General features: G+C 51.3%; 23 protein-coding genes. 3 read left to right on the top strand and 20 right to left on the bottom strand.

Annotated features, from left to right (window positions below; translation table 11 throughout):
* Positions 1-2: 2 nt before the first annotated feature.
* The 12 genes from R2K28_RS11900 to ald all read right to left on the bottom strand — a co-directional run bounded on the left by R2K28_RS11900 (position 3) and on the right by ald (position 13,699).
* Complete coding sequence (locus tag R2K28_RS11900; protein ID WP_316369729.1) at positions 3-1,121, bottom strand: type II and III secretion system protein family protein; 1,119 nt, start codon at positions 1,119-1,121, stop codon at positions 3-5.
* 43 nt (positions 1,122-1,164) lie between these two features.
* Complete coding sequence (gene cpaB / locus R2K28_RS11905; protein WP_316364564.1) at positions 1,165-2,001, bottom strand: Flp pilus assembly protein CpaB; 837 nt, start codon at positions 1,999-2,001, stop codon at positions 1,165-1,167.
* Positions 2,002-2,212: 211 nt separating this feature from the next.
* Positions 2,213-2,917: a hypothetical protein gene (locus R2K28_RS11910; protein WP_316364567.1), complete on the bottom strand. Its 705-nt coding sequence runs from the start codon at positions 2,915-2,917 to the stop codon at positions 2,213-2,215.
* Between the two features lie 26 nt (positions 2,918-2,943).
* The gene (locus R2K28_RS11915) at positions 2,944-3,783 is read right to left on the bottom strand and encodes a hypothetical protein (RefSeq protein WP_316364569.1); all 840 of its coding nucleotides are present in this window, start codon (positions 3,781-3,783) and stop codon (positions 2,944-2,946) included.
* 43 nt (positions 3,784-3,826) lie between these two features.
* On the bottom strand, positions 3,827-5,656 hold the full coding sequence (locus R2K28_RS11920; protein WP_316364571.1) for a hypothetical protein: 1,830 nt from the start codon (positions 5,654-5,656) through the stop codon (positions 3,827-3,829).
* A 169-nt stretch (positions 5,657-5,825) separates the two neighbouring features.
* The gene (locus R2K28_RS11925; protein WP_116476240.1) at positions 5,826-6,137 is read right to left on the bottom strand and encodes a pilus assembly protein; all 312 of its coding nucleotides are present in this window, start codon (positions 6,135-6,137) and stop codon (positions 5,826-5,828) included.
* A gap of 185 nt (positions 6,138-6,322) precedes the next feature.
* Entirely contained in the window at positions 6,323-6,958 is a 636-nt protein-coding gene (locus R2K28_RS11930; RefSeq protein ID WP_316364573.1) for a hypothetical protein, read from the bottom strand.
* Between the two features lie 136 nt (positions 6,959-7,094).
* The gene (locus R2K28_RS11935) at positions 7,095-7,970 is read right to left on the bottom strand and encodes a hypothetical protein (RefSeq protein WP_316364575.1); all 876 of its coding nucleotides are present in this window, start codon (positions 7,968-7,970) and stop codon (positions 7,095-7,097) included.
* 339 nt (positions 7,971-8,309) lie between these two features.
* Entirely contained in the window at positions 8,310-9,638 is a 1,329-nt protein-coding gene (locus R2K28_RS11940) for a replication-associated recombination protein A (protein WP_316364577.1), read from the bottom strand.
* Positions 9,635-10,258 (bottom strand): outer membrane lipoprotein chaperone LolA, encoded by a 624-nt coding sequence (gene lolA, locus R2K28_RS11945; protein WP_316364579.1) that lies wholly within the window; start codon positions 10,256-10,258, stop codon positions 9,635-9,637. Before lolA ends, R2K28_RS11940 begins: the two co-directional genes overlap by 4 nt.
* Positions 10,259-10,274: 16 nt before the next feature.
* Complete coding sequence (locus R2K28_RS11950) at positions 10,275-12,503, bottom strand: DNA translocase FtsK (protein ID WP_316369731.1); 2,229 nt, start codon at positions 12,501-12,503, stop codon at positions 10,275-10,277.
* Positions 12,504-12,637: 134 nt separating this feature from the next.
* Positions 12,638-13,699 (bottom strand): alanine dehydrogenase, encoded by a 1,062-nt coding sequence (gene ald, locus R2K28_RS11955; RefSeq protein ID WP_316364580.1) that lies wholly within the window; start codon positions 13,697-13,699, stop codon positions 12,638-12,640.
* Between the two features lie 169 nt (positions 13,700-13,868).
* Between ald and trxB the strand changes: the two genes are divergently transcribed.
* The gene (trxB, locus tag R2K28_RS11960) at positions 13,869-14,834 is read left to right on the top strand and encodes a thioredoxin-disulfide reductase (RefSeq protein ID WP_116445056.1); all 966 of its coding nucleotides are present in this window, start codon (positions 13,869-13,871) and stop codon (positions 14,832-14,834) included.
* 284 nt (positions 14,835-15,118) lie between these two features.
* On the top strand, positions 15,119-15,625 hold the full coding sequence (locus R2K28_RS11965; RefSeq protein WP_316364582.1) for a lipocalin family protein: 507 nt from the start codon (positions 15,119-15,121) through the stop codon (positions 15,623-15,625).
* 212 nt (positions 15,626-15,837) lie between these two features.
* On the opposite strand, the gene R2K28_RS11970 is transcribed toward R2K28_RS11965, so the two are convergent.
* The 8 genes from R2K28_RS11970 to pomA form a co-directional block, all read right to left on the bottom strand.
* Entirely contained in the window at positions 15,838-16,245 is a 408-nt protein-coding gene (locus tag R2K28_RS11970; protein WP_316364585.1) for a secondary thiamine-phosphate synthase enzyme YjbQ, read from the bottom strand.
* Positions 16,246-16,352: 107 nt separating this feature from the next.
* Positions 16,353-16,787, bottom strand: coding sequence for a dihydroneopterin triphosphate diphosphatase (gene nudB, locus R2K28_RS11975; RefSeq protein ID WP_316364588.1), 435 nt, complete (start codon positions 16,785-16,787; stop codon positions 16,353-16,355).
* Positions 16,771-18,558 carry an aspartate--tRNA ligase gene (gene aspS, locus R2K28_RS11980; protein WP_316364590.1) on the bottom strand — a complete coding sequence of 596 codons (1,788 nt, stop codon included), beginning with the start codon at positions 18,556-18,558 and terminating at the stop codon, positions 16,771-16,773. Before aspS ends, nudB begins: the two co-directional genes overlap by 17 nt.
* 90 nt (positions 18,559-18,648) lie before the next feature.
* On the bottom strand, positions 18,649-19,275 hold the full coding sequence (locus R2K28_RS11985; protein WP_116445051.1) for a DUF502 domain-containing protein: 627 nt from the start codon (positions 19,273-19,275) through the stop codon (positions 18,649-18,651).
* 21 nt (positions 19,276-19,296) lie between these two features.
* Positions 19,297-19,593: an FmdB family zinc ribbon protein gene (locus R2K28_RS11990; RefSeq protein ID WP_316364592.1), complete on the bottom strand. Its 297-nt coding sequence runs from the start codon at positions 19,591-19,593 to the stop codon at positions 19,297-19,299.
* Positions 19,594-19,809: 216 nt separating this feature from the next.
* Positions 19,810-20,424 (bottom strand): PilZ domain-containing protein, encoded by a 615-nt coding sequence (locus tag R2K28_RS11995; RefSeq protein WP_316364594.1) that lies wholly within the window; start codon positions 20,422-20,424, stop codon positions 19,810-19,812.
* A 23-nt stretch (positions 20,425-20,447) separates the two neighbouring features.
* A complete protein-coding gene (locus R2K28_RS12000) occupies positions 20,448-21,341 on the bottom strand; it encodes a flagellar motor protein MotB (protein WP_316364596.1) in 894 nt (297 codons plus the stop codon).
* A 3-nt stretch (positions 21,342-21,344) separates the two neighbouring features.
* Positions 21,345-22,103 (bottom strand): flagellar motor protein PomA, encoded by a 759-nt coding sequence (gene pomA / locus R2K28_RS12005; RefSeq protein WP_316364597.1) that lies wholly within the window; start codon positions 22,101-22,103, stop codon positions 21,345-21,347.
* 252 nt (positions 22,104-22,355) lie between these two features.
* Here pomA and R2K28_RS12010 point away from each other — a divergent pair, with 252 nt between their 5' ends.
* Complete coding sequence (locus R2K28_RS12010; RefSeq protein WP_116445046.1) at positions 22,356-23,210, top strand: SDR family oxidoreductase; 855 nt, start codon at positions 22,356-22,358, stop codon at positions 23,208-23,210.
* The last annotated feature ends 69 nt before the right edge of the window (positions 23,211-23,279 follow it).

Raw genomic sequence — 23,279 nt, forward strand, 5'->3', positions numbered from 1 at the left:
AGCTAGTCTAAAATACTGTATTGCAATTTATCTGATATTTGACCGTTGGCCTCATTGCTTATCCCCATGAGTCTACTAGCCCGGTCATCAAAGGTATCTTTTACCTCAACGACTTCTGGGGTTAGAAAAACGACCATTTCTGACATTTCGTTTTGTACGTCTTCTGTCCCAAACAAACCACCGACTAATGGAAGGTCGCCTAGGCCTGGTATCTTACTATTGCCTCTCCCACGTTTCGCTTTCAATAAGCCAGATATGACAATCGTTTCACCCGACTCTACATTGACTATTGTCTCAGTCTGATTTTTCAAGATACCAGGAACACCCAATACAGTCGTTGATTGGTCTATTTCACTTACTTCCGTTTTGATAGTGGTATAGATCTGATTATTTTTATTTGCTCGAGGCGAGATATCCATCTTGATGCCATACTGTTTAAATTCAACACTCGTACCACCAGTGGTGTTAGTGACTGGTATCGGATACTCACCACCTGATATAAATTTTGCAGTACCTCCGTTGATACAACTTAACACCGGTTCTGACAAGACGACCGCATCGCCATCTGACGCAAGCAAATTTATTCTAGAAGTGAGCGTTGTTGCAATACCGAAATAGGATGAAAAAGGTTTTACCCTTAGTGGAAGAGTCGCACCACCGATGGTTGCTGCTGCAGGCTTGTAAAGTGAATTAGAGACAAAATCACCAACTGTTGAAAATGTTGGACCGTTGAAATCGCTTGACCAGTCAATCCCGAGTTTCGATAGAGCACTCTTTCTAAACTCCACCATCTTGACGCTGACCCTGATCATTGCATCCATTCTGACCCTCTTTTCAGGATCATTCTCAGAAACTCTTATGTTGTATTGATATTGACTGCCGTCTTTATTCCATAAACGTAATGATGTGCTACCTTTTTGCTGCCCTATGACTATAAGTTCCCCTGTACTTATTATCTCTAATTTAACAACGCCGTCCTTACCAATTGCCACCCTGTCGACATCTACTTTACCTAATATCTTTACCTCACCTACAAATAGATCAATGTTACTCGCTGATACTATACCCGTGCTCACCATCCAAATCAGTGCCACACCCAGAGCTCTTATTTTTTTCGTCACTTGCAATATTCTCTCAAGGCAGACTTCATGCAGTCTGCGTTAGCTATCTACCACCAATGATATATTCTATTCCGCGTTTTTTTCGTATGATCTTTTTCTTTTTAAATACCTTTGGTTGTGGTTTGTTAAACAGTCGCGCAACTGTCATAGGTGCGTTACTCATTGGCTTGTCATCCAGAGGCGATCTTAGTATGGCAGTAATCTTACCCAAACTACCTGCGAGAATTATTTTCTCGGCAACCTCGGGCGTTACATCTACAGTGATAATATTGTATGTATTACCCGATTGTGACCCAGTCTTGTCAATGCGTGTTCTAGTCCCGGTAGCAACCACATGAAGGTTTTGTATGACAGGTATAATCTGGTTATTGTATTCAAGCAGGAGATCTATTTTATCTTTCGGTTGCAGAAAACCTGAGATCGAGTTTATCTTGTCGACTGCAAAGGACAACGCACGCTTTCCTTCTTCTATCTTGCCAGAAAAGGTGGGCATCAAGCCTCCTTCAAGGTGCGCCCAAAGTAAAGCTTTTCCCTTAGTAATATCAAAGCTTAATCTTTGTCCAACAGCCGTATTCATCGTCGATTGAGTGACAGCATTGGTATGAGCGAATTTTTTGGGAATCTTCCTGATTGAGAAGTCCTTCACTGATACAATAGTACCTCTCGTCATATTGCGCTTAGGCACGACAAGCGAAACCATCTCTTCTGTTTTTTCCAATTGACTTTTATAGTAGTTAATTTTTTTCTCAATGAACTCTTTTGCAAGGTAAACACCACCACCTCCAATCGCTAGCGAAACTAACAGCATAAGCAAATTCTTATTGAAGAAGGTCCGTTTTGTTGTACGGTCTCTTCCAACGCTTGATTTCTGTATATCCATTTTCTATTAGTATCGTTAGGTTGATTTTTACGGGAGCGAGTAAAGCAGTGACCTGTTTGTATCGTAATTCCTGATTGATTCCATCAAGAAACTAACCACTGATTGACTGTCATCAGTTATCGGTGTGAACAGAAACATGATAAAAATAAAGGTAACGATTACATACTCTACTGCGACATGTCCTTTCTGATATTTCATATTCGACATCTGATCATTCACCTTGTTTTGACTCTACAACATTAGCGAATATAACAGTCTTACCATCGTCTGCTTGAGCTATCGCAATTTCACAATGCTGACTTTTCTTTGAGAAATACATCGTTGACACATCTTCATTGAATTTACTATTTGTATACACCCACCCACTATTACTCATACTGGTTTTATAGTACTCACTGTTATCTATAATTGTGTGGTTATTGATCAAAATTATCGTTGTTGCATACTTTCCGTTATCGATAGATTCCGTACTTGACAGTAACTCACTATCATTCATGCGTGGAAAATTGACTGCTTCATCACTTACTTTTTGCGGACTACTTATGTCCGACACTGAGATAAATCCAGTGGAATGATTACCAGTAGTTTCCTGGACCTGCACAACGACGCTGTGATTACCCTCCATCTTACTAAGCACCCACCAATCACCTACTTTTTTTTCTATGTATTGAGGTATATTTTCCTTATAGTTTCTTGTGTCCGACCACCGCTGCTTGTAGAAACCAATCACTTCTCCAGGTGACCCAGTCGTATCAAACTGCTTCATTTGGATCGGCAGACCATTTTGTACAACGTCACCAACATATATGACGGTAGAATCTGGAGGATCTTCAACACCAGAAATATCGAAAGCAGAACAAGCACCAGTCATTGTGACTAGAAATGTTAGAACCGATAGCTTCTTTACTATATTCATAACTACGAAATGTAAGGCGAGAGATATCAATCTTCCGCATACCGATCTAAGGGTAAAACTTCAGAGTCGATATATCCAAACCCGCCATTTTCGTCTGTCTCCAATGTTCCCAGATCCGCAAAGAATGGAACCATACCTACAATCTCAACCGCAGCACTACCAAGTTCTTCTAAACCTGCAGCAGGTACAAAGGTCCTTGTCCTTTCCTCTGCATGATTTGCATCTGCCACTTCCCAGGCATCAACAAATATCGTATTCGATCTGGATACACACGCTGTTACTTCTTCTGACTCATGATTATCACAATCATTTCCTGACGCTAGATATTGATTACTGGCGACATCAACCGAAACACGCGCCGTATACAAACCTGCCTCCTCGATGTGCCACTCTCCGCCAGTAAATCTCGCCATTGTGCGACCAATCGTTGCAATACCCGAGGAGAGTGTTCCCGCAAGGCTGTCTGGCGATTCATTATCCAGGTCCAGAGTCAATCCATCTCCGTAAGATACCAGGCGGTTGACCTCATCCTCTTCTGTAACACCATAACCAGTCCAGAAATGATTGGTTTGCTCCTCTTCAGACAATGCAGGCCTGTTAGTCCTTATTTGCAAATCAGGCCTTGCAAAAAAGCGGTTACTCACTTCTGCTTGTAATTGTGAAACTGGTTTACCTGATGTGCCTGTTACTGTCTGTTCCCAAGCCATGTATCGACTTGTTTGGTTTGTAGTGTTGTTGATATCTGCAATCTTACCCAACAATGGCAGACTTCCCAGGACAGGTACTAATACAGTAGCAACAAGGATTGTTTCCACTGTTGCACCACCCAACTGATACTTTCTAGAACCCCAATATGTGAATTCCATACGCTTACGTTTCCTCATACATATCGAATTGCCAGTGCTTATTTCATCCACCAAAGAATGAAGAGATAGCACTTTCTACCGCATCTTCAACGGCTCCCTCTAGGGCTTCCTGGAGTGAATCCGTTACTTGCCCTACTATCTCATCCTGAAACTGGTCAGTGAATTCTTCACTCTGCTGTTGAGCATATTGCTCCAACTCCTGCTCATACTGTGCAACTTGTGTATTTGCTGCACTGCTTACTCCTTGCGACAAATTTTGTTGTAGATTTTGAGTCAGATTGTTCACATCGTAGTTTTGAGATTCCAAATCTGCTATTTCAATATTGACTGCGTTGAGTTGGGACTGTATCTGAGCTCGTTCCACATCATCTACTGTACTATCGAGCTGATTTTGTAAATCTTCCTGCAGATGCTGAAGACGACTCAGCTCCTCTTCCCTCTCGCTTATAAATATCGCAACGCCTTCAGCAATACCGGAGGCTCCTTCTGTCAAAAGATCGCTGTCTCTTAGAGCCCATGCCATAAAGCGACGCTCGATAGGTGTTTTTGTCAGTCTTACTTCCCAATATGGATTAAACAGATTAGCTATCTCGTATCTGCCACGTCGACGTGATGGGTTGTAATCGTCAGGCGGATGAAAAAACACTTCACCACTCGCTATTGAAGCTATGCCTTCTCCTGCCATTCGATCCTCTGTACCAAATACACCTATACCAATACCGTTCCCTGTCTCTTCATTCGGTACCGAGTCAGAACCTAGATTTTCTATCTTTGATGCCGTTCTCACTTCATCTTCGGGGAGATCTACCTCTATTCTTAACACAAGACGAGGATCCTTGTTTTCTTCGCTTAAATCACTTAGATCGTAGTAAGCACGAATACCATTGTAATCAGCATCAAGCTCTTCACTCTCCAAATCGGCCAAATCTTCTGCCCATCTATTCTCATTCATGTATTCAGGGCATATTTCTCTTCCTTCATCATCCTCTTCACATTCAAAGTCACCATTGACATATCTAGAACCCCATCCCATTGGGAGTTCCACGTGACTGCGCCATCCGCAGCCCCTCCGAACCGAGCAACGATATGTTTCTGAATGTAAAGAGAGCGTATCCTTGCCCTTCCACTCCCACTCGATATCTCCAGAGTTCCCCTCCTCTGCGATCAGGTTCGATCGACCCTCTTTCTTGATCCAGAAACGCATGGGAAAGATTGTTATTTTGCTAGGTGAACCCGGCAAAAGCTGACGTTGACCGATATTTCTTGCATTCGTGAATTCATCTTTCGAACGATTGACAACGTCTGCTTTCCGTAACAATGCATCCCGATCATCATATTGTTCTGCGAAATTATTCCAGGCCATGGCATTTTCACCCATACCGATTACGGCATAGGCTGAATTCACATTGTATCGCTCATCATTTTTCTCAACGACTTCTTGCACAATCGCAGGTGTTGCAGCAAAACTTGCAAGATAGACCGCTTGCTGGGCATTACTTAGAACACCATTTACACCATCAACGACAGGAATAAGTGCCTCAGTAATGTTGACGACAACATTGTCGACTTGGCCCATTATCTGGTTTGCGATACTGGTAAAGGGTTTCATCACCCAGATAAAGTTGGCAATGTAGTCAACGTTTCTTATAAGGATAGAGGCATACCTGGCCCAGGATGAAAAACTCACCATTTGGCCTATGGAGACTTGATTTGCAACCATTGCCCGGTTTGTATAAGCCTGAAAATTCAGCGCTCTTGCCTGCCAAATCAAGCCACTGTAAACCGCCGCATCAGCAGTATTAGCAAGTCTGGATTTCTCTGATGCGGTTTGCCCCGTATTGAACAAGACCAGAACAAACAGAATTGATGACATGAGAAAAGCCACCCCGAGAGGGAGCGCTTGTCCTTTTTGCTTTGTGCTTGATATCCGAATCATATTGCTGTCCATTAACGGCCTGACTTCACTGAACACCAAATTGTGAAGTCAGGCCTCATAAGGCGTGATGATGATATGAAGGTATAACCTTCCTACAGATCAATCACTAACCTCCTCCGCCACCTCCGAGTGATCCTGCCTCAGAATCGTTATCATCATAGTTACCCATGCTGTTTGCTTCCACAGCTTCGGCCTTAGCGGTCTCGCCCATTTCTGTTGCAGCACCTCGAGCATCCGCACCGCTGCCACCACCAAGTTCTGAGCCCAACCCAGAGATTTGTGTTTCGACAATCTGACCAAAATATCCGAATGCACCGATCGCAGCGACCGCAATTACAGCGACAATAATTATGTACTCAGTCATCCCCTGACCAAAATGAAAACGTTTTGGTTCTTTCCTTCCTGATTTATATGACATATGAATTACTCCATGAAGACATTGAATTTAGCAAGTTGCACTTTTGGCTTTGCCTATCCCTATTTACGCATGACCGAAATCTCTGCGCTCCATACATTGACGAATTTAACTATATTGACTACCCCTCCATAATTTTATCCGTTTCTATATATTGAACCCTTTGCCATCAGAGAACGAAAGTTGAATCACTCTACATAGGCAGGCAACAGCGGAGCGCCTGTCAAAAACTCCTCCATTGATACTTCACGCCACATTTTTGACGGCTTGAAATAATCAATCGGCTTATCCACGAATTTGATCTCCTGGAGTTCTCCTATATGGCCATCTGACGTTTCCTGACGTATCACAAAACCAAGTAGAGAGCTAAAGTGTTGAAGATAGCTGCGTCCTTGACCATCGGTACACTTCCATACACTCAGTTCAGAATTTTTCACGCTTCTCGTACTGATCTTTTTTGCCTTTGCACCACTACAGGGCATTGATCTCAATACACCCGACCAAGTCATAATGTCTTCACTTTGATCGCCTTTAGAAGCATTCTGCTTATCTTCACTGATCTCAACTGTGTTACCAGTCGGTAACTCGCTGTAGTAGTGGCTGGATGAATTGACTAACCATTCCTGTTCAGACTTGTAATTTTGGATATAAACCAGCTGCGGCGTGTTACTACTCTGTGACAGACTCTCAGAACGTATCCCATGTTGACTAAGCGTAATCCGCGTTCGCTTTTTAACGTTCTCGTTATGCTTGTTGTACTCCACTAATAATGCACTGAAGGGTTTAGCAGGCTTGAGTGTATTTTCATTGACATCCACTGCCATATCCTCTGTTCCAAAACACACTCCTGACACTGTCAGGAATACAACAAATTGAATGACTCTCTCCAGTGACTTTCTAATAACAGACATGACTCTCACGGTTATCCAATACTCAGATCAAATCCAAATATTTCTGCCGTCACCAATTGTAACTATTTGAAGTTCCGCTATTCGTTGTAACCACATATTCAGTACAGCTGACGAACTCAATAGTGCCCGATGTCTGGTTTGCGCCCGTAAAGCTCAGACGGCCTGTGCCAGGATGACCATCCGGGCATTCAAAAGTCACTGGGATATCGGTTGTTACATCTATATAGCCATGACTGGGATCGTAGACACGGCCCTCTGCTGTGTAGGCCGAGTTACCATCCTCTGTCACTGAGATATCGGTCACCCGGTAACTTCGATCATCAAATCCAAGAAAGTCGGAAAAGAAGGTGCAATTCTGATAATTGGCTTCACAACTGAATGTTCTGTGTATCGCACGGGTAATGTTATCCACGCTGGTCAGATCACCATCATGCACGCTGGTGAAAGCGCTTCCATCGCTACCATCCGCGTATGTAATAGTGACTACGCCCGTGAATGTATACAGGTACAAACCCCCACCATAACTGCAATCCGTGAAGGTGCCGAGAGTAACCTGACCCGTTGTATCGTTGAACTCGACAATCCCTGTCCCACCGTGGGGACAGAGATCTTCGCTACTATCGCTTGTACCCATCGGCACAACTATTGGTGTCGGATTGTATGCCTTGGCTGCGGTTTGAGCAGGCAGCACGATGCCATTTTCATCAACCCCTTGTTTAACGGCTGATGCCGCGCCGACCGCCAGATCTTTGGCATTGGAGTCGTTGACTACAGCTTCAGATTCGTTACCGGTGAAATCATCTGATGTGTTGTCACTTACATTATCATCATTGACGGGGTTATTCGTATCAGTAGGATCGTCTGAGGAGCCTCCTCCACCGCCGCATCCTTGCATTGCCAGCAACAGGGAGAATGATGCCGACACTAAAATCCTTCCGCTTCCCTTCATGTTCCTTTTCAACCTCTTTGTTGCTTTATTATTCCATAGAAGGCCTTGCCTGGCCGGGTGAAAGACTACCGTTTAATAGCCGGACAATGAAACTGATCATGGTCAATTAGGGGAAGATTTCAGAAAATGATCACACAATTGTGTGAGCCGAATCACATATCCAGTTGGTATTCAGCCGCTTTGATGGGTAAATTTTTTACAAAAGCGGACGCTATTCCCGGGTTGGCTTGATGTGGAGGATTATCTAGAGAGAGCAGCTTCACATGAGTAATAGATATAAAAAAGTAGCAACATCGATGTTATTTTAAATAGCGTTCAATTGTCTCCCGTCTCTTTATCCAACTTGCGTAGAAATGCCAGCTTTTCCCCTATCTTTATCTCCATGCCCCGTTCAACCGGATGGTAGTATTGACGGCCCTTTAACTGCTCAGGCATATAGTTTTCACCGGCAGCATAGGCATTGGGTTCATCGTGGGCATAACGATAGGCCTTACCGTAGTCGAGCTCTTTCATCAGTTTGGTGGGGGCGTTGCGTAGCTGCAGTGGTACCTCAAGAGAGCCGGAGGTCTTTGCTTCGGCGAGGGCATCTTTCCATGCCGTGTAGACGGCATTACTCTTGGGTGCGCACGCCATGTAGACCACGGCTTGTGCGATGGCCAGTTCCCCTTCCGGGCTGCCGAGCCGTTGCTGGGTGTCCCAGGCGTTGATGGCAAGCTGCAGGGCCCTTGGATCCGCGTTACCGATATCCTCCGATGCCATGCGCACTACCCTGCGGGCAATGTATAGCGGATCGCAACCCCCATCGACCATGCGCGCCAGCCAGTAGAGGGCGGCATCCGGCGCGGAGCCTCTGACCGATTTGTGCAAGGCTGAGATCTGATCGTAGAAGGCCTCACCGCCTTTGTCGAAACGGCGTAGTGTGCCGCTGGCCACTTCCGCCACTACCTGTTCATCGATCTCTCCCGACTCGGTCAGGTCCGCTGCTATCTCCAGCAGGTTGAGTGCCCTTCTGGCATCCCCATCCGCCGCTTCCGCCAGCAGGGTGCGGGCCTTGTGGCTGATGCCGAGCTCCCTTGCGCCAAGTCCATTGTCGGTATCTTTCAGGGCCAGATCGATAATCTGTTCCAGCTCTTCATGGGTCAACGCTTTCAATACATAGGTGCGCGCGCGGGAGAGCAGTGCGTTGTTGAGTTCAAAGGATGGATTCTCGGTGGTGGCGCCGATGAAGACCACCGTGCCATCCTCCACATGGGGCAGAAAGGCATCCTGTTGGGATTTGTTGAAACGGTGCACCTCATCGATGAAGAGAACGGTGGGTCGTTGCGCCTGCTGTTGGAAGTGCTTCGCCTGCTCCACCGCGGCACGGATCTCCTTGACCCCGGACAGCACCGCCGACAAGCTGAGGAACTGGGCACCGGAGTGGTGGGCAATCAAGCGCGCCAAGGTGGTCTTACCCGTGCCTGGAGGACCCCAGAAGATCATGGAATGGAGGCGATCCTCCTCGATGGCTCGGCGCAGCGGTTTGCTGTCAGAGACAATATGGGACTGACCGACAAACTGTTCCAGGGTGCGCGGTCGCATCCGGTCGGCAAGTGGGCGGTTCTCTCCACCCTCGTTCCGGGCAAAGAGATCCTGATCGCTCATAGGTCGCCGATCAAATCGACCATGGGTGGCGGGGTGAACTTGAACAGGGTGACATCCAGGGTTGGATTGCGCTGGATATTATTGAAAACAAAGCGAGTGGTCTGACCGAAGTTATCCACCATCTCCATGCGCCGCAGTCTGTTATCGTTGAGTGCCAGGCGCAAGCTGGCGAACTGGGACTCTTTCCCTTTCGGCAGCAATTCAACCCAATTCAATCCATCGGTTTCGCCCAGATCATTGACCAGAAAGTGTTCGTTAATGGGTGCCTGGTCACTCAGCAATTGAGCCGGCGTGCCAACCAACGCCGCCTGTTGGCTGCGATGGGAAACCTGCTCCAACTCGATGTCGTAAAGCCAGATGCGATCGCCGTCTGCCACAATCAACTGCTCACTCGGCGCTGTATATTCCCAGCGCAACTGACCTGGGCGCTTCAGGTAGAAAACACCGCTGCTGGTGTAGGAGGCCTCATCATCCTGTTGCAGTGTCTGCTCGAAGTCAGCCTGAAGGGTGGTGAGATCCTCGAGAAAGGCCTCTAGCTGCTGCGGTCCGCTCAGTGCCCATAGGGGTTGAATGAAGCCCAACAGAGTAAGGGTAATAAGAAGTCTCAGGCTTGTCTGCATACAACAATATTCCCAATCAATCTTGTGGCGGTGGCGGTGCCAGTACCGTGCGACTGCCATTGCTTTCCGCGGCCCCGACAATACCTGTTCTTTCCATCTCTTCGATCATCCGGGCGGCCCGGTTGTAACCGATCTTCAGTCGCCGCTGCACGCCGGATATGGAGGCCCGGCGTGTCTCGGTGACGATGCGAACCGCTTCGTCATAAAGGGGATCGCTATCTTCCACATCGCCGTTCTCCGCCGGAAAACCGGGCACCGACTCGGTTGCTTCCTGGAGTATCTCTTCCAGGTAGTCCGGTTGTCCTGCCTGTTTCAGATGCTTCACCACCCTGTGTACTTCGTTGTCATCCACAAACGCGCCGTGCATGCGTTGCGGAATATTACTACCGGTACCCATGTAGAGCATGTCACCATGACCCAGCAGGTGCTCCGCCCCCATCTGATCGAGGATGGTGCGGGAGTCGACCCGGGAGGAGACCTGGAAGGCGATACGGGTGGGTATATTCGCCTTGATCAGACCGGTGATGACATCCACGGAGGGTCGTTGAGTGGCCAGGATCAGGTGGACCCCGGAGGCGCGCGCCTTCTGCGCCAGCCTGGCGATCAACTCCTCGACCTTCTTTCTTGCCATCATCATCATGTCGGCAAGCTCGTCGATAATGACCACAATATAGGGGAGAGGTTCCAGGGTGGGATGCTCCATGGCCTCGATGATCTCTGTCGGTTCAGGTTGAAACAGGGGGTCCTTGAGGGGTTCGCCTTTCTTGATCGCGTCCCTGACCTTGCGGTTGTAACCGACGATGTTTCGCACCCCCAGGCTGGCCATCAGCTTGTAACGCCGCTCCATCTCACCCACACACCAGCGCAGGGCGTTGGCCGCCTCCTGCATATCGGTCACCACCGGAGTCAGCAGGTGGGGTATGCCTTCATAGACCGACAACTCCAGCATCTTGGGATCGACCATGATCATCCGCACCTCATCCGGCTTGGACTTATAGAGCAGACTGAGGATCATGGCGTTGATCGCCACCGACTTACCCGAGCCGGTAGTACCGGCGATCAGGACATGGGGCATCTTTGCCAGATCGGCACACATGGGATTTCCGGCAATATCCTTGCCCAGGGCGAGGGTCAGGGCCGACTTTGCCGACTCGTAGGTATCGGACTGGAGGACCTCGCTGAGAAAGACCATTTCCCGGTACTCATTGGGGATCTCGAGACCGATCACCGACTTGCCGGGAATCACCTCCACCACCCGCACCGCGATGGTCGACAGGGCTCGCGCAAGGTCTTTCGACAGGCTGCTGATCTTGCTCACCTTGGTGCCGGCAGCGAGCTGTAGCTCAAACAGGGTCACCACGGGCCCAGGGTGTACCGCCACCACCTGAACCTCGATATCGAAATCGGCGAACTTCAACTCCACCTGACGGGACATGGCCTGCAGTGCCTCGGGGGAGTAGGACTGGACCGTCTGTTTGGCCGGGTCCAGGAGTGCCAAGGGCGGTAATTCGCTGTTGGGATCGGCCTCGAAGAGTGGCACCTGCCGCTCTTTCTCAACCCGCTCACTGGCCTTCGGCGCATTGATCACCGGCTCGATACGGGGCTGTTTTCGTTTGCCCGATTTCTTCTGCTCTTTCTTGATCAGATCCACCCGCTCCTGGCGCGCCCTCTTGGCTGCCACATTTTCACGCCGGTGGGTGAAGAAGAGCTGTGTCTTACGCATCAGACCCAGCACCATTCCCCCCAGGAAGTCCATCACGGTAAACCAGGAGACACCGGTAAACAGGGTAAAGCCGCTGAGAAACAGGGCCAACATCAATAGTGAACTGCCGGAACGACTGAATGAGGCTTCGAAATGGCCGCCCAGGAAACTACCCAGGGCACCCCCCGTACCTGTTGGCAAGGTCACCGCCAAATTACTGGTATGAAGTGCCGCCAAAGCACAGCCCGATGCCAGGGTGATGAAAAACCCCAGCCAGCGCACCAGCACCAGATTCAGATTCACCGAGTCATCGGGATTACGCCGGCGGAACACCAGTACCGCGCTCCAACTCAACATGACGGGAAACAGATAGGCGAAAATACCGAAAAGATAGAGAAAGACGTCAGCAAACCAGGCCCCCGCGGGACCCCCGGAATTCAATACCGAAACTGCCGGTCCGGTATAGGACCAACCAGGATCCAGCGGAGAATAACTGAACAGGGAGAGCAGCAGATAGCCGCTGAGGCAGAACAGGCTCCACATAATGCCTTCGCGCAGGGCGTGGCTCACATGGTTGTGAAATGCACTCTGGTCTGATGTTTGTTGGCTTTTAGCCTGTGCTGGCATATCAATAATCTTTTTAAATTAAAATGTTACGGTTACTTATTATTGTAGTTTCATAGATACTGTTCACGCAAGGCCGGGTAGAGCAGCTCCCCCTTGGAGAGGTTCACCGCGGCCTTCAGGCAGGGATCATCCTGCCACCCTTCAAGCAAGCGCTTCAAATAGGGCATCATCGCCGCAGAGAGGGCCTGGCTGGCGCTTCTTGGCACGGCCCCGGGCATGTTGGTGACACAGAAGTGGGTCACCCCATCTACCTGATAGGTTGGCTCCTCATAGGTGGTCGGACGGGTGGTTTCGATACATCCGCCCTGATCGACTGAGATATCCACCACCACGGATCCCGCCTTCATAGTCGAAATCTGCTGGCGTGATATGACTTTCGGCGCCTTCGTACCGGGAACCAGCACTGCGCCGATCAGCAGGTCCGCACTGGCCACCGCCTCACTGATTGCATCATGGTAGGAGTAGAGGGCAGTGACATTGTTCCCTATATCCCGCATCGCACCCATCTTTTCCCTTAAGCGGTCGAAAACCGTCACCCTTGCCCCCATGGACGCTGCGAGTTCGGCGGCATTACCACCCGCCTGTCCTGCACCTAATATCACCACATGACCTCGTTCCGCCGCCGGCAAACCGCCCAGCAGCACTCCCCTACCCCCGTGTTGATGATGCAACAGGGTAGTGCCATTCTGTACTGCTATGCGCCCCGCGATATCACTCATCGGCGCCAGGATAGGCAGCCCCCCTCGATCCGCTACCGTCTCAAAGGCGATGCCTGTGACCCCTGACCTCAGCAGGCGCTGGGTCAATCCCTCATCCGCCGCCAAGTGGAGAAAGCAGAACAGCAACTGTCCTTCCCGCAACATCTCAGGCTCATTGTCATAGGGCTCTTTAACCTTGACTACCAAATCGGCGTGATGATAGAGGGTCTCTGCGTCGGCCAGGATCTCCACACCGGACTCCTTGTAGACCTGATCCCCATAACCGCTGGCACTGCCGGCACCCTGCTCCAGCATCACCCGATGCCCCGCCTTGACCAGCTCCCCGCAGGCCTCAGGCACCAATCCAACCCGCCCCTCAAGGGGTTTGATCTCTTTCGGAATGCCGATATTCATTACCAATTTCTCTCGATTCTTTACCCCGGAGGGATGATTACGTAGTATTCCCGCAATCCTATTTTCAGACTTGGATGCGGGTCACCGATTAAGGACTCGCAAGGCCGGGTCAACACATACAGTCTGCCAGGCAACCAGCCATGGCAGGCCCGAGTTGGAGTAAGTATACATGAGCGAAACCAAGCATTGCCGCCTGCTGATTCTCGGTTCCGGCCCCGCCGGTTACACCGCGGCGGTCTACGCCGCCCGCGCCAACCTGAATCCCGTTCTGGTAACCGGCATGGAACAGGGTGGTCAGCTGATGACCACCACCGAAGTGGACAACTGGCCAGGGGACAATGCCGGGGTACAGGGGCCGGACCTGATGGAGCGTATGCGCCTGCACGCGGAACGCTTCGACACCGAGATCATCTTCGATCACATCAACAAGGCAGAGCTGGGCGAACGCCCCTTCCGCCTCACCGGCGACCAGGCGGTCTATACCTGCGATGCGCTGATCATCTGCACCGGGGCCTCCGCCAAGTACCTGGGCATGGAGTCGGAGCAGGCCTTCCGCGGTCGCGGCGTCTCCGCCTGCGCCACCTGCGACGGCTTTTTCTATAAAAACCAGAAGGTCGCTGTCATCGGCGGCGGCAATACCGCGGTGGAAGAAGCCCTCTACCTGTCGCACATCGCTTCCGAAGTGGTGGTGGTGCACCGTCGCGATCAGTTCCGCTCAGAGAAGATACTGGCCGATAAACTGAAGAGCAAGGCCGCGGATGGGAATGTCACCATCGAGTGGGACCATGTCCTGGATGAAGTCCTCGGCGATCAGAGCGGGGTCACCGGGATGCGCATCAAGAATGTGAAAGACGGGGCCACCAAGGAGATCGATCTGCAGGGGGTCTTCATCGCCATCGGACACAGTCCCAACACCTCACTGTTCGAGGGACAGCTGGATATGACCAACGGCTATCTCCATGTTGCCGGCGGCTTGGAGGGTAACGCCACCCAAACCTCCATCCCGGGCATATATGCCGCCGGTGATGTCATGGACCATGTCTACCGACAGGCGATCACTTCCGCCGGTACCGGCTGCCAGGCGGCCCTGGATGCGGAGCGTTTTCTCGATGCGCTCGAGGAGCAGTCCTCGTAACGGAACAGTCCCCCACTTAAAGCCATTTAGTATCCGTGCAGATTATATCTGTACGTTGGTAGGCGCCTGACGGTTGTCTTTCGCAGTAGCGGCAGGGATGCCGCGTAAGCCCCGTCAGCACAGGGATGTGCTGTTGGGGCGTCGGAGAAAGATAACCGTCAGGCGCCGGGGCTAGACAAGTACTCATCATTTCTGGGTGGACACTGTATAACTCAAATGTCTTTTATGTTGAGGGGTGTGACATCTTAAAACGGATCTATTTTCTAATCATCGTTAGCCTGTCCTTGGCGGGTTGTACGCAACTACCACAAGGGGTGGAACCGATCGATGGCTTTGAGATCGATCCTTACCTTGGCACCTGGTACGAGATCGCGCGTCTCGACCATCCCTTTGAAAAAGGGCTGGACAAGGTCACTGCCAACTACGCATTGCGTGAAGATGGCGGCATCGATGTGATCAACAGAGGATACGCTGCCAAGGATAAACAATGGAAAGAGGCGCAAGGCAAGGCGTATTTTGTCGATGACAGGGAAACAGGCCACTTGAAGGTCTCTTTTTTCGGCCCTTTTTACAGTTCCTACGTCATCTTCGAATTGGATAAGGCAGACTATCAATACGCCTTCGTCAGCGGTTACAACCACGACTATCTTTGGCTATTGGCAAGAACTCCGGAAGTGGATAAAGCGATTATTCAGCGATTTCTCGATCTTTCCAGTTCATTAGGTTTTTCAACCGAAGATATCCTGTTCGTCCCGCAAGACCGGACTGATACGCTTAACGCCGGGGATTAGTGACCCGCATCGAAATCTGGATGTGAAAATATCACATCCCAGCAGACTAATAGATCACTGCCCCGCACCTCAATATCGCTTAAGATTGTTACCACATGGATGTTATTAAGCAAGACTAACTAGCAGAGAATGGAACCGGGTATCCTCGGATATATAACTAATCGGAATCCTTTTTAACAGCTATGCAGTCTTTTAGCACAAGGATGTGCTAATCACGATTCTGACACTATTGTGCAGACAACCTTACGATCTCTTCTGGGCCCATCGAACTCGCAAAAGAAGATATTCTGCCAGCGTGACAGACCCAACTTGCCACTGATGATGGGAATGGTCTCGGACGGTCCCACCAATCCAGCCTTGAGATGACTGTCGCCATTGCCATCCTGGGCGTCGTGCAGCCAGACACCCTGGGGAATCATCTTACGCAACAGATTGACCACATCGGTCTGCACACTCTCATCCCAGTTCTCCTGGATCATGATCGCTGCGGTCGCCCCCTGGGCGTAGACATTGACCAGACCCTGCTGAATACCGCTGCGTACAACCACAGCCTCCACTTGACTGGTGATGTCCACGAGGGTCTCGCGGGTATCGGTTTCCAAGCGGATCGTCTCAGGCATATCGAGCCTCCTTGATGAAATTCAATACCGCGTAAGCCAGGTTAGCATAGGGATGTGCTATTGGTGCGCCGGAGGATAGCGCAAATCTAGCTATTTCCGCACGGACACTAGCTGAATATGTATCGAATGGCCTTACGATTGGTCCAGGATGTGGCCAATTGCAGGGCCTGGGTATAGGGAACCCAGCGATATTCGGCATGCTCTCCGTGATGCAGCCTGGGCTGTCGCCGGAAGGGCAACATCACCGAGAACCAGTGCTCCCTGTTGGCGTGTACACTGGGCCCGTAGCGGGAGCGCCAGGCGGGAAGAATGGGGAAGCTCTCATTACAGGCAAGGTCGAGCAAGGCCACGCCGGCCTGTATCCCTGTCTCCTCGTAGAGTTCCCGGCGCGCTGCCTGAACCGAAGACTCGCCCCACTCCAGGCTTCCGGTCACTGACTGCCAGAAATCCCTGGGGTGGGTTCGACGCAGCATCAATATCTCTCCGGCTGCGGTATAGACCACAACCAGGACCGATTCTGGACGTTTATTTGCTCTCTTCACTGACCGGCTTACGTACCCGGATAGAGAGCTCACGCAACTGGTCGGCGCCGACCTCCGAGGGTGCGGAGGTGAGTTGACAGGCCGCAGTCTGGGTCTTGGGGAAGGCCATCACTTCCCGGATCGAGGCGGAATCTGTCAACAGCATGACCAGGCGATCCAAACCGAAAGCCAGACCGCCGTGTGGAGGACAACCGAACTGCAAGGCGGTCAACAGAAAACCGAACTTCTCCTCGGCCTCCTCTTCGCCGATTTCCAGCAGCTTGAAAATCTTCTGCTGCACCTCCTGTTGATGGATACGGATGGAGCCACCACCCAGTTCGACCCCGTTCATGACCATGTCGTAGGCCCTTGACTTACAGGCGCCGGGGTCGTTCTCGAGCACCTCCAACTGATCCAGCTTGGGCGAGGTGAACGGATGATGCAGCGGCGTCCAGCGGTCGTGCTGTTCATCCCATTCGAACATGGGGAAATCCACCACCCAGAGGGGTTGCCACTCCCCTTGCAACAGCTCCAGATCATGCCCCAGCTTTACCCGCAGGGCACCCAGGGACTCGTTCACCACCTGGGTCTTGTCGGCACCGAAGAAGATCAGGTCGCCGTCTTTGGCCTCGGTGCGCTGCAATATCGCTTCGGCCACCTCTACCGGGAGGAATTTGAGGATCGGCGACTGCAGGCCTTCGACTCCTTTGGCGATCTCGTTGACTTTGATATAGGCCAGCCCCTTGGCGCCATAGATCCCGACGAATTTGGTGTATTCGTCGATCTGTTTACGACTGAGAGAGCTGCCACCAGGCACTTTCAGGGCTGCTACGCGACCTTTGGGATCCTTTGCAGGACCGGAAAAGACCTTGAACTCAACCTCTTTCATCAGGTCCCGCAAATCCACCAGCTCAAGGGGCACGCGAAGATCGGGGCGATCCGATCCGTAGCGCTCCAGCGCCTCGTCGTAGCTCATGCGGGGAAAGGGATTGGCCAGATCCACATCCAGTATCTCTTTGAATAGCTGACGAATCATCTCCTCATTGATCTGGATGATCTCATCCTCGTCGAGAAAGGAGGTCTCGATATCGAGCTGGGTAAACTCGGGCTGCCTGTCGGCGCGTAGATCCTCGTCGCGAAAACAGCGTACGATCTGATAGTAGCGATCCATCCCCGACATCATCAGCAGTTGCTTGAAGAGCTGTGGCGACTGGGGCAAGGCGAAAAAAGATCCTGGATGGGTGCGGCTGGGCACCAGGTAGTCACGTGCCCCCTCGGGTGTCGCCTTGGTGAGCATCGGTGTCTCGATATCCAGGAATCCATTCTCATCCAGGAAACGGCGCAGAACCTGGGTCACCTTGGCGCGGGTACGGATCTTCTCCAGCATCTCGGGACGGCGCAGGTCGATATAACGGTAGCGCAGGCGTATCTCTTCGGAGACATTTTCATGCTCATCCAGCTGGAATGGCGGTGTTTCGGCACGATTCAGCACCTCCAGCTCCAATCCCAGGATCTCGATCTCACCGGTGGGCAGATCGGGATTTACCGTACCCTCGGGCCTGGCTCTGACCCGACCTTTGATGCGTAGTACATATTCATTGCGCACATGCTCAGCAATGCTGAAGACATCCGGCAGGTCAGGATCGTAGACCACCTGAACCAGGCCCTCCCGATCCCGCAGGTCGATGAATATGACCCCACCGTGATCACGTCTTCGGTGCACCCAACCACAAAGTTCTACTTCCTGGCCGATATGAGAGCTGTTGATCTGTCCACAATAGTGACTGCGCATGGAAATTTCCTGTGAGAATCCGCTGATATTTACCCAGCCACCTTATGCTTGACGGGTAATCACTCTAAAACGGGCTAAAAAGCGGGAATGTTACGGCTTGACCTCGGCCTCTGCAAGCCCATCGTCTGGATTGACCGCCCCCATGGAGAGTAGCATCTTCAATCCGTCATCGACACTCATATCCACTTCGCGGATATCTTCCTTCGGTACCAGGACAAAATAGCCGCCGGTGGGGTTGGGTGTGGTGGGAATATAGACATTCACCACATCCCGGCCGGTCACCTGCTGGACTGCACCATTCTCTTCGCTGGTCAGGAAAGCGAGGGTCCAGAGTCCACGCCGGGGGAACTCCACCAATACCACCTTGCGAAAGGATTTGCCCTTATCGGCAAACATGGTCTCGACCATTTGCTTGACCGCGGAGTAGACCGATCTGACCAGCGGTATCCGGGCCAGCAGTCTCTCCCACATGCTCACCAATTTGCGGCCGAACAGATTGGCGGCCACCAGGCCGGTGAGGAGCAGAATCAGCAGGGAGAGCAGAACCCCCAGTCCGGGAATGTGAAAACCGAACAGATTATCGGGGCGGTAGGCCTCGGGCAGCAGCAACAGGCTGGTGTCCATCCAGCTGACCAGCAGGTTGATGACCAGAAAGGTGGCCCCAAGGGGCAACCAGACCAGCAGGCCTGCCACCAGGTAGCGGCGTAGGAAGCTCATTTTAATGATTCCGATAGGTGTTTAGTGGCACCCGCAGCTACCACCGCTGCAACTTGCCGGTTTGCTTTCGGTCTTGGTTGTCTTAGCCTCGGTCTTAGCCTCGTTGCCTCCGTTATCGTGGATGTTTTTCTTGCTTCCACCCTTGAAATCGGTCTCATACCAACCACTCCCCTTGAGCCGGAAAGCGGCTGCGGAAATCACCTTTTTGAGGCTGTCACGCTTACATTCCGGGCATTTGGAAAGCGCTGGATCACTCATCTTCTGGATGGCTTCCAGCTCATGCTCACAAGCCTCACAGCGATACTCATAAATAGGCATATCAGGTTTCCTCAATTGTTCGGTTGCGGCGCCATGGTCGCTTGCAGTGCCGCCGAATCGGGGAATCCTAACATATTGGGGGTGATAAACGACATTTCAAGACCGAATCGTCGGGTGACGGTCTTCACCAGGTGCGGCTCAGATCACAAGCAAGAGAGTGGTTGCTTCTGATCCCGGCACTTCCGACAGCCCGACCAAAGTCTTAGCCGGAGGGGACTACTGTTCCTGATCCAATTTTTCTCTGCGCTGGCGCAGCATCTCGCCTTGCCGGCGTGTAATGTGGCGGATCAAGGCATCCTGGTCACTGTTGCGGATGAGGGTGAAATTGATCCGTGTATGGTAGGGATAGGTACCATCTCCAGAGGTCACTTCATCAATACCAACCACCTCGCCATAGGCCACTACCCCAGTATAGGAAGGTAGCAGCAGCAGCTTGATCTCAACCAGGCTACCCACCTCCAGCTTCTCGGTGATATCCATGGCAAGGCCACCGGCGCTGAGATTAACCGAGCGTGAGGGACGTGCCAAAAGATCATTCTCCTGGGCCAGAAAACTCTGACCCAGCAGATTGACCTTTTCATCCAATGCCTTGAGATAGTCAGCAATATCAGGGTCGCGCTGCTCGATACGGTGCAGGGGGGCAGACAGGTGCTGACTGATGTTCTGCAAGCGGGTCATTACCGTAAATCTGTCCGTCCCTTGGAGCTTCTCATCGATGCTTTGGGGTAACTCATTCCGCTTGATCGCGCGATAGTTGACCTGTATCGAATCATCGATGCGGAAAAACTCTCTGCGTTCATCCTGGGACATTCCCTTCTCATCATTCATCATCTGTCAACACTCCTCTCCAGCTTTCACTCTGGTTCACTGGCCTTGATCACCTCACCGCTATCCTGATCCTCGCCACGCTGGATCACAAGCTCGACACGCCTGTTCTGTGCCCTGTTCTCACTCGTATCATTGGCTACCAGTGGCTTTGAATCGGCATATCCTTGGATCAGAAAGCGCCCCTGATCTATGGCCGCATTACTCAGCATGGCGTGGACAACAGTCACTGCCCGGGCTGAAGAGAGTTCCCAATTCGAGCGAAAACGTCGGGTGGATATGGGTATGTTGTCCGTATGACCTGCAACAATGATCTTACCAGGGGTATTCGCGATTACATCTGTTATCTTGGAAATTACTTCGAAGAATTCGGGGTTGAGGGCAGCCCGTCCCGATGGAAATGAACCCTTTTCCTGGATGCGGATAATGATTTTTGTTTCCTCTGTCTCCACGTCCAGCAATCCCCCCTCGATTTCACTATCCAGCATCTCCTGCAACTGCTCTGCCTGCTCCTCGACCTCTTTCTCAATCTGCGCCTGCATCGCTGCCTTTGCCACATCGATATCCAGGTCTTGCGGGTCCTGAGCCTCATCACGCCGATCCTGTTCCTCAGTCTTGAGAAACTCCTGTTCCAGATCTGATGTCTGCTGGCGGAGCTCTTGCAGGGGGGAGGGTTCAGGCGTGCCTGGACTGTATTCCTGCATGATCACGCTGGTGCCTTTTACCACCTCCAGTGCCGGAATCTCCCGCTGCACACCGAAGGCATCCTTCATGGATTCCGCCATTTTCTTGAAACGCTGGGCATCCACCTCCGCAAAGGAGAGTAGCAAGACGAAGAAGCACATCAGCAGCGACATCAAATCTGCAAAGGTCGCCAACCAGGGCGGCAGGCCGTCAGGACATTTCGGGCACTCATCTGCCATTGCCTAGGATTCCTGAACCGGACGTTTACCGGTGGGAAGGTAGGTACTCAGGAGCTGTTCCAATACGCGCGGATTCATTCCCTCCTGGATGCCAGAGATTGTTTCCATGATCAGGGACTTGTTGGTCTTTTCCATAGTACTGGCCCGGGCCAGTTTGTCGGAGATGGGTTGTGCGAAGGCATTCGCAATCACGGCGCCGTAGAGGGTTGTCAACAGTGCGACTGCCATGGCGGGTCCGATACTGGCGGGGTCCGACATATTCGCCAGCATCTGCACCAACCCCACCAGGGTGCCGATCATGCCCATGGCCGGTGCCATGGTCGCCATATTCTTGAACATGGTCTGGCCGACTTCGTGGCGTTGAATTGTCAGGTCGATATCCTTGGTCAACAGCTTGTTGACCAACACCGGATCGTGTCCGTCCACACACAGGCTGATACCCTGCTGGAGAAATTGATTGCCGATCTCCTGCCCTTCCAGGGCCAGCAATCCATTCTTGCGTGCGATATCCGCCAGCTCCACAGCCTCGTCGATGAGTTTTTTAGGATCATCGGTCTTGTAGAAAAAGGCCTTCATTCCGATGCTGAAGGAACCGAGAAAGTCCCCCAGGGAGACCTGCATCAAGGTCACCATGAAGGTCCCTCCCACCACAATCAATAACGATGGAACATTCACAAACAACATGACGTCGCCACCGGATGCAATTGCCCCGATGATGATGCCGAAACCACCCAAAAGACCAACCAGAGTAGCAATATCCACCGATTATTTCTCCGAATCCCCGTTGCTGTTTTATTGCATCTATAAGCAGCTGCCTGAGAGCAATCCGTCCCGGTTCGTTCAAAGGTAAAAAGCTAAGATTCCAATCTGTTTGTTTTAGCGGTAGGAAGCGGTCAAACTTTAATTCCCCAAGACCCTGGATGGGTGCCAGATATTTGTTGCTGGAGTCGGTAGGAACTGGCTGTACAACAGACTATTATGAGACGAATTGTTACTAAAAATTCAAGAAGTTATATGAATATTACAGATGAACAAAATATACTTATTACCGGTTGCTCCAGCGGCATCGGTCTTAACGTCGCTGCAGGACTGAAAAGCCGCGGTTACCGTGTCTTTGCCAGTGCCCGAAAGGAACAGGATGTAGAGGATTTGCAGCGCCGGGGATTCGAGGCACTCCAGCTCGACCTGGATCAGAGTAGCTCCATAGATCAAGCCGTGGAGCAGCTGTTTGAGCAGACCAATGGGCGACTTTACGCCCTCTTCAACAACGGTGCCTATGGTCAACCCGGAGCGGTCGAGGACCTGAGCCGTGAGGTACTGCTCAAGCAATTCGAAACCAATCTCTTTGGCTGGCATGAGCTGACATGCCGGGTCATCCCAACAATGCGCAGTCAGGGTGAGGGGCGAATCATTCAAAACAGCTCGATTCTCGGTTTTATCACCCTACCCTATCGTGGCGCCTATGTGGCCAGCAAATACGCCCTGGAAGGATTGAGTGACACCCTGCGGCTGGAACTTGCCGGGAGCGGTGTGCATGTCTCGCTGATTGAACCCGGACCAATTGAAAGCCGGTTTCGGGAAAATGCTCATATCATGTTTGAAAAACATATCGACAGCCTCAACTCTGTGCATCGGCAACACTACCAAGGCGTGATCAGCCGGCTGGAAAAACAGGGACATGCAGCTCCCTTTACCCTTCCTGCGGAAGCGGTACTCAAGAAGGTCATCCACGCCCTGGAGAGCCGCAATCCCAAACCACGCTACCACGTCACCTTTCCCACCCATCTGTTTGCAGTGCTTAGACGCCTGCTCAGCAGTCGCGCCATGGATCGCCTCCTTCTCAGGGTTGGGGGAGGTGGCAGTCGCTGATATGGTCATTATTAACCCGGTATGCAGGTAGGCTGGGTTAAAAAAAAATTCCAGGTTGAAGCGGAAAGC

It is taken from the genome of Candidatus Thiodiazotropha sp. CDECU1 (assembly GCF_963455295.1).
In the GTDB taxonomy this organism is placed as follows: Bacteria; Pseudomonadota; Gammaproteobacteria; order Chromatiales; family Chromatiaceae; genus Thiodiazotropha.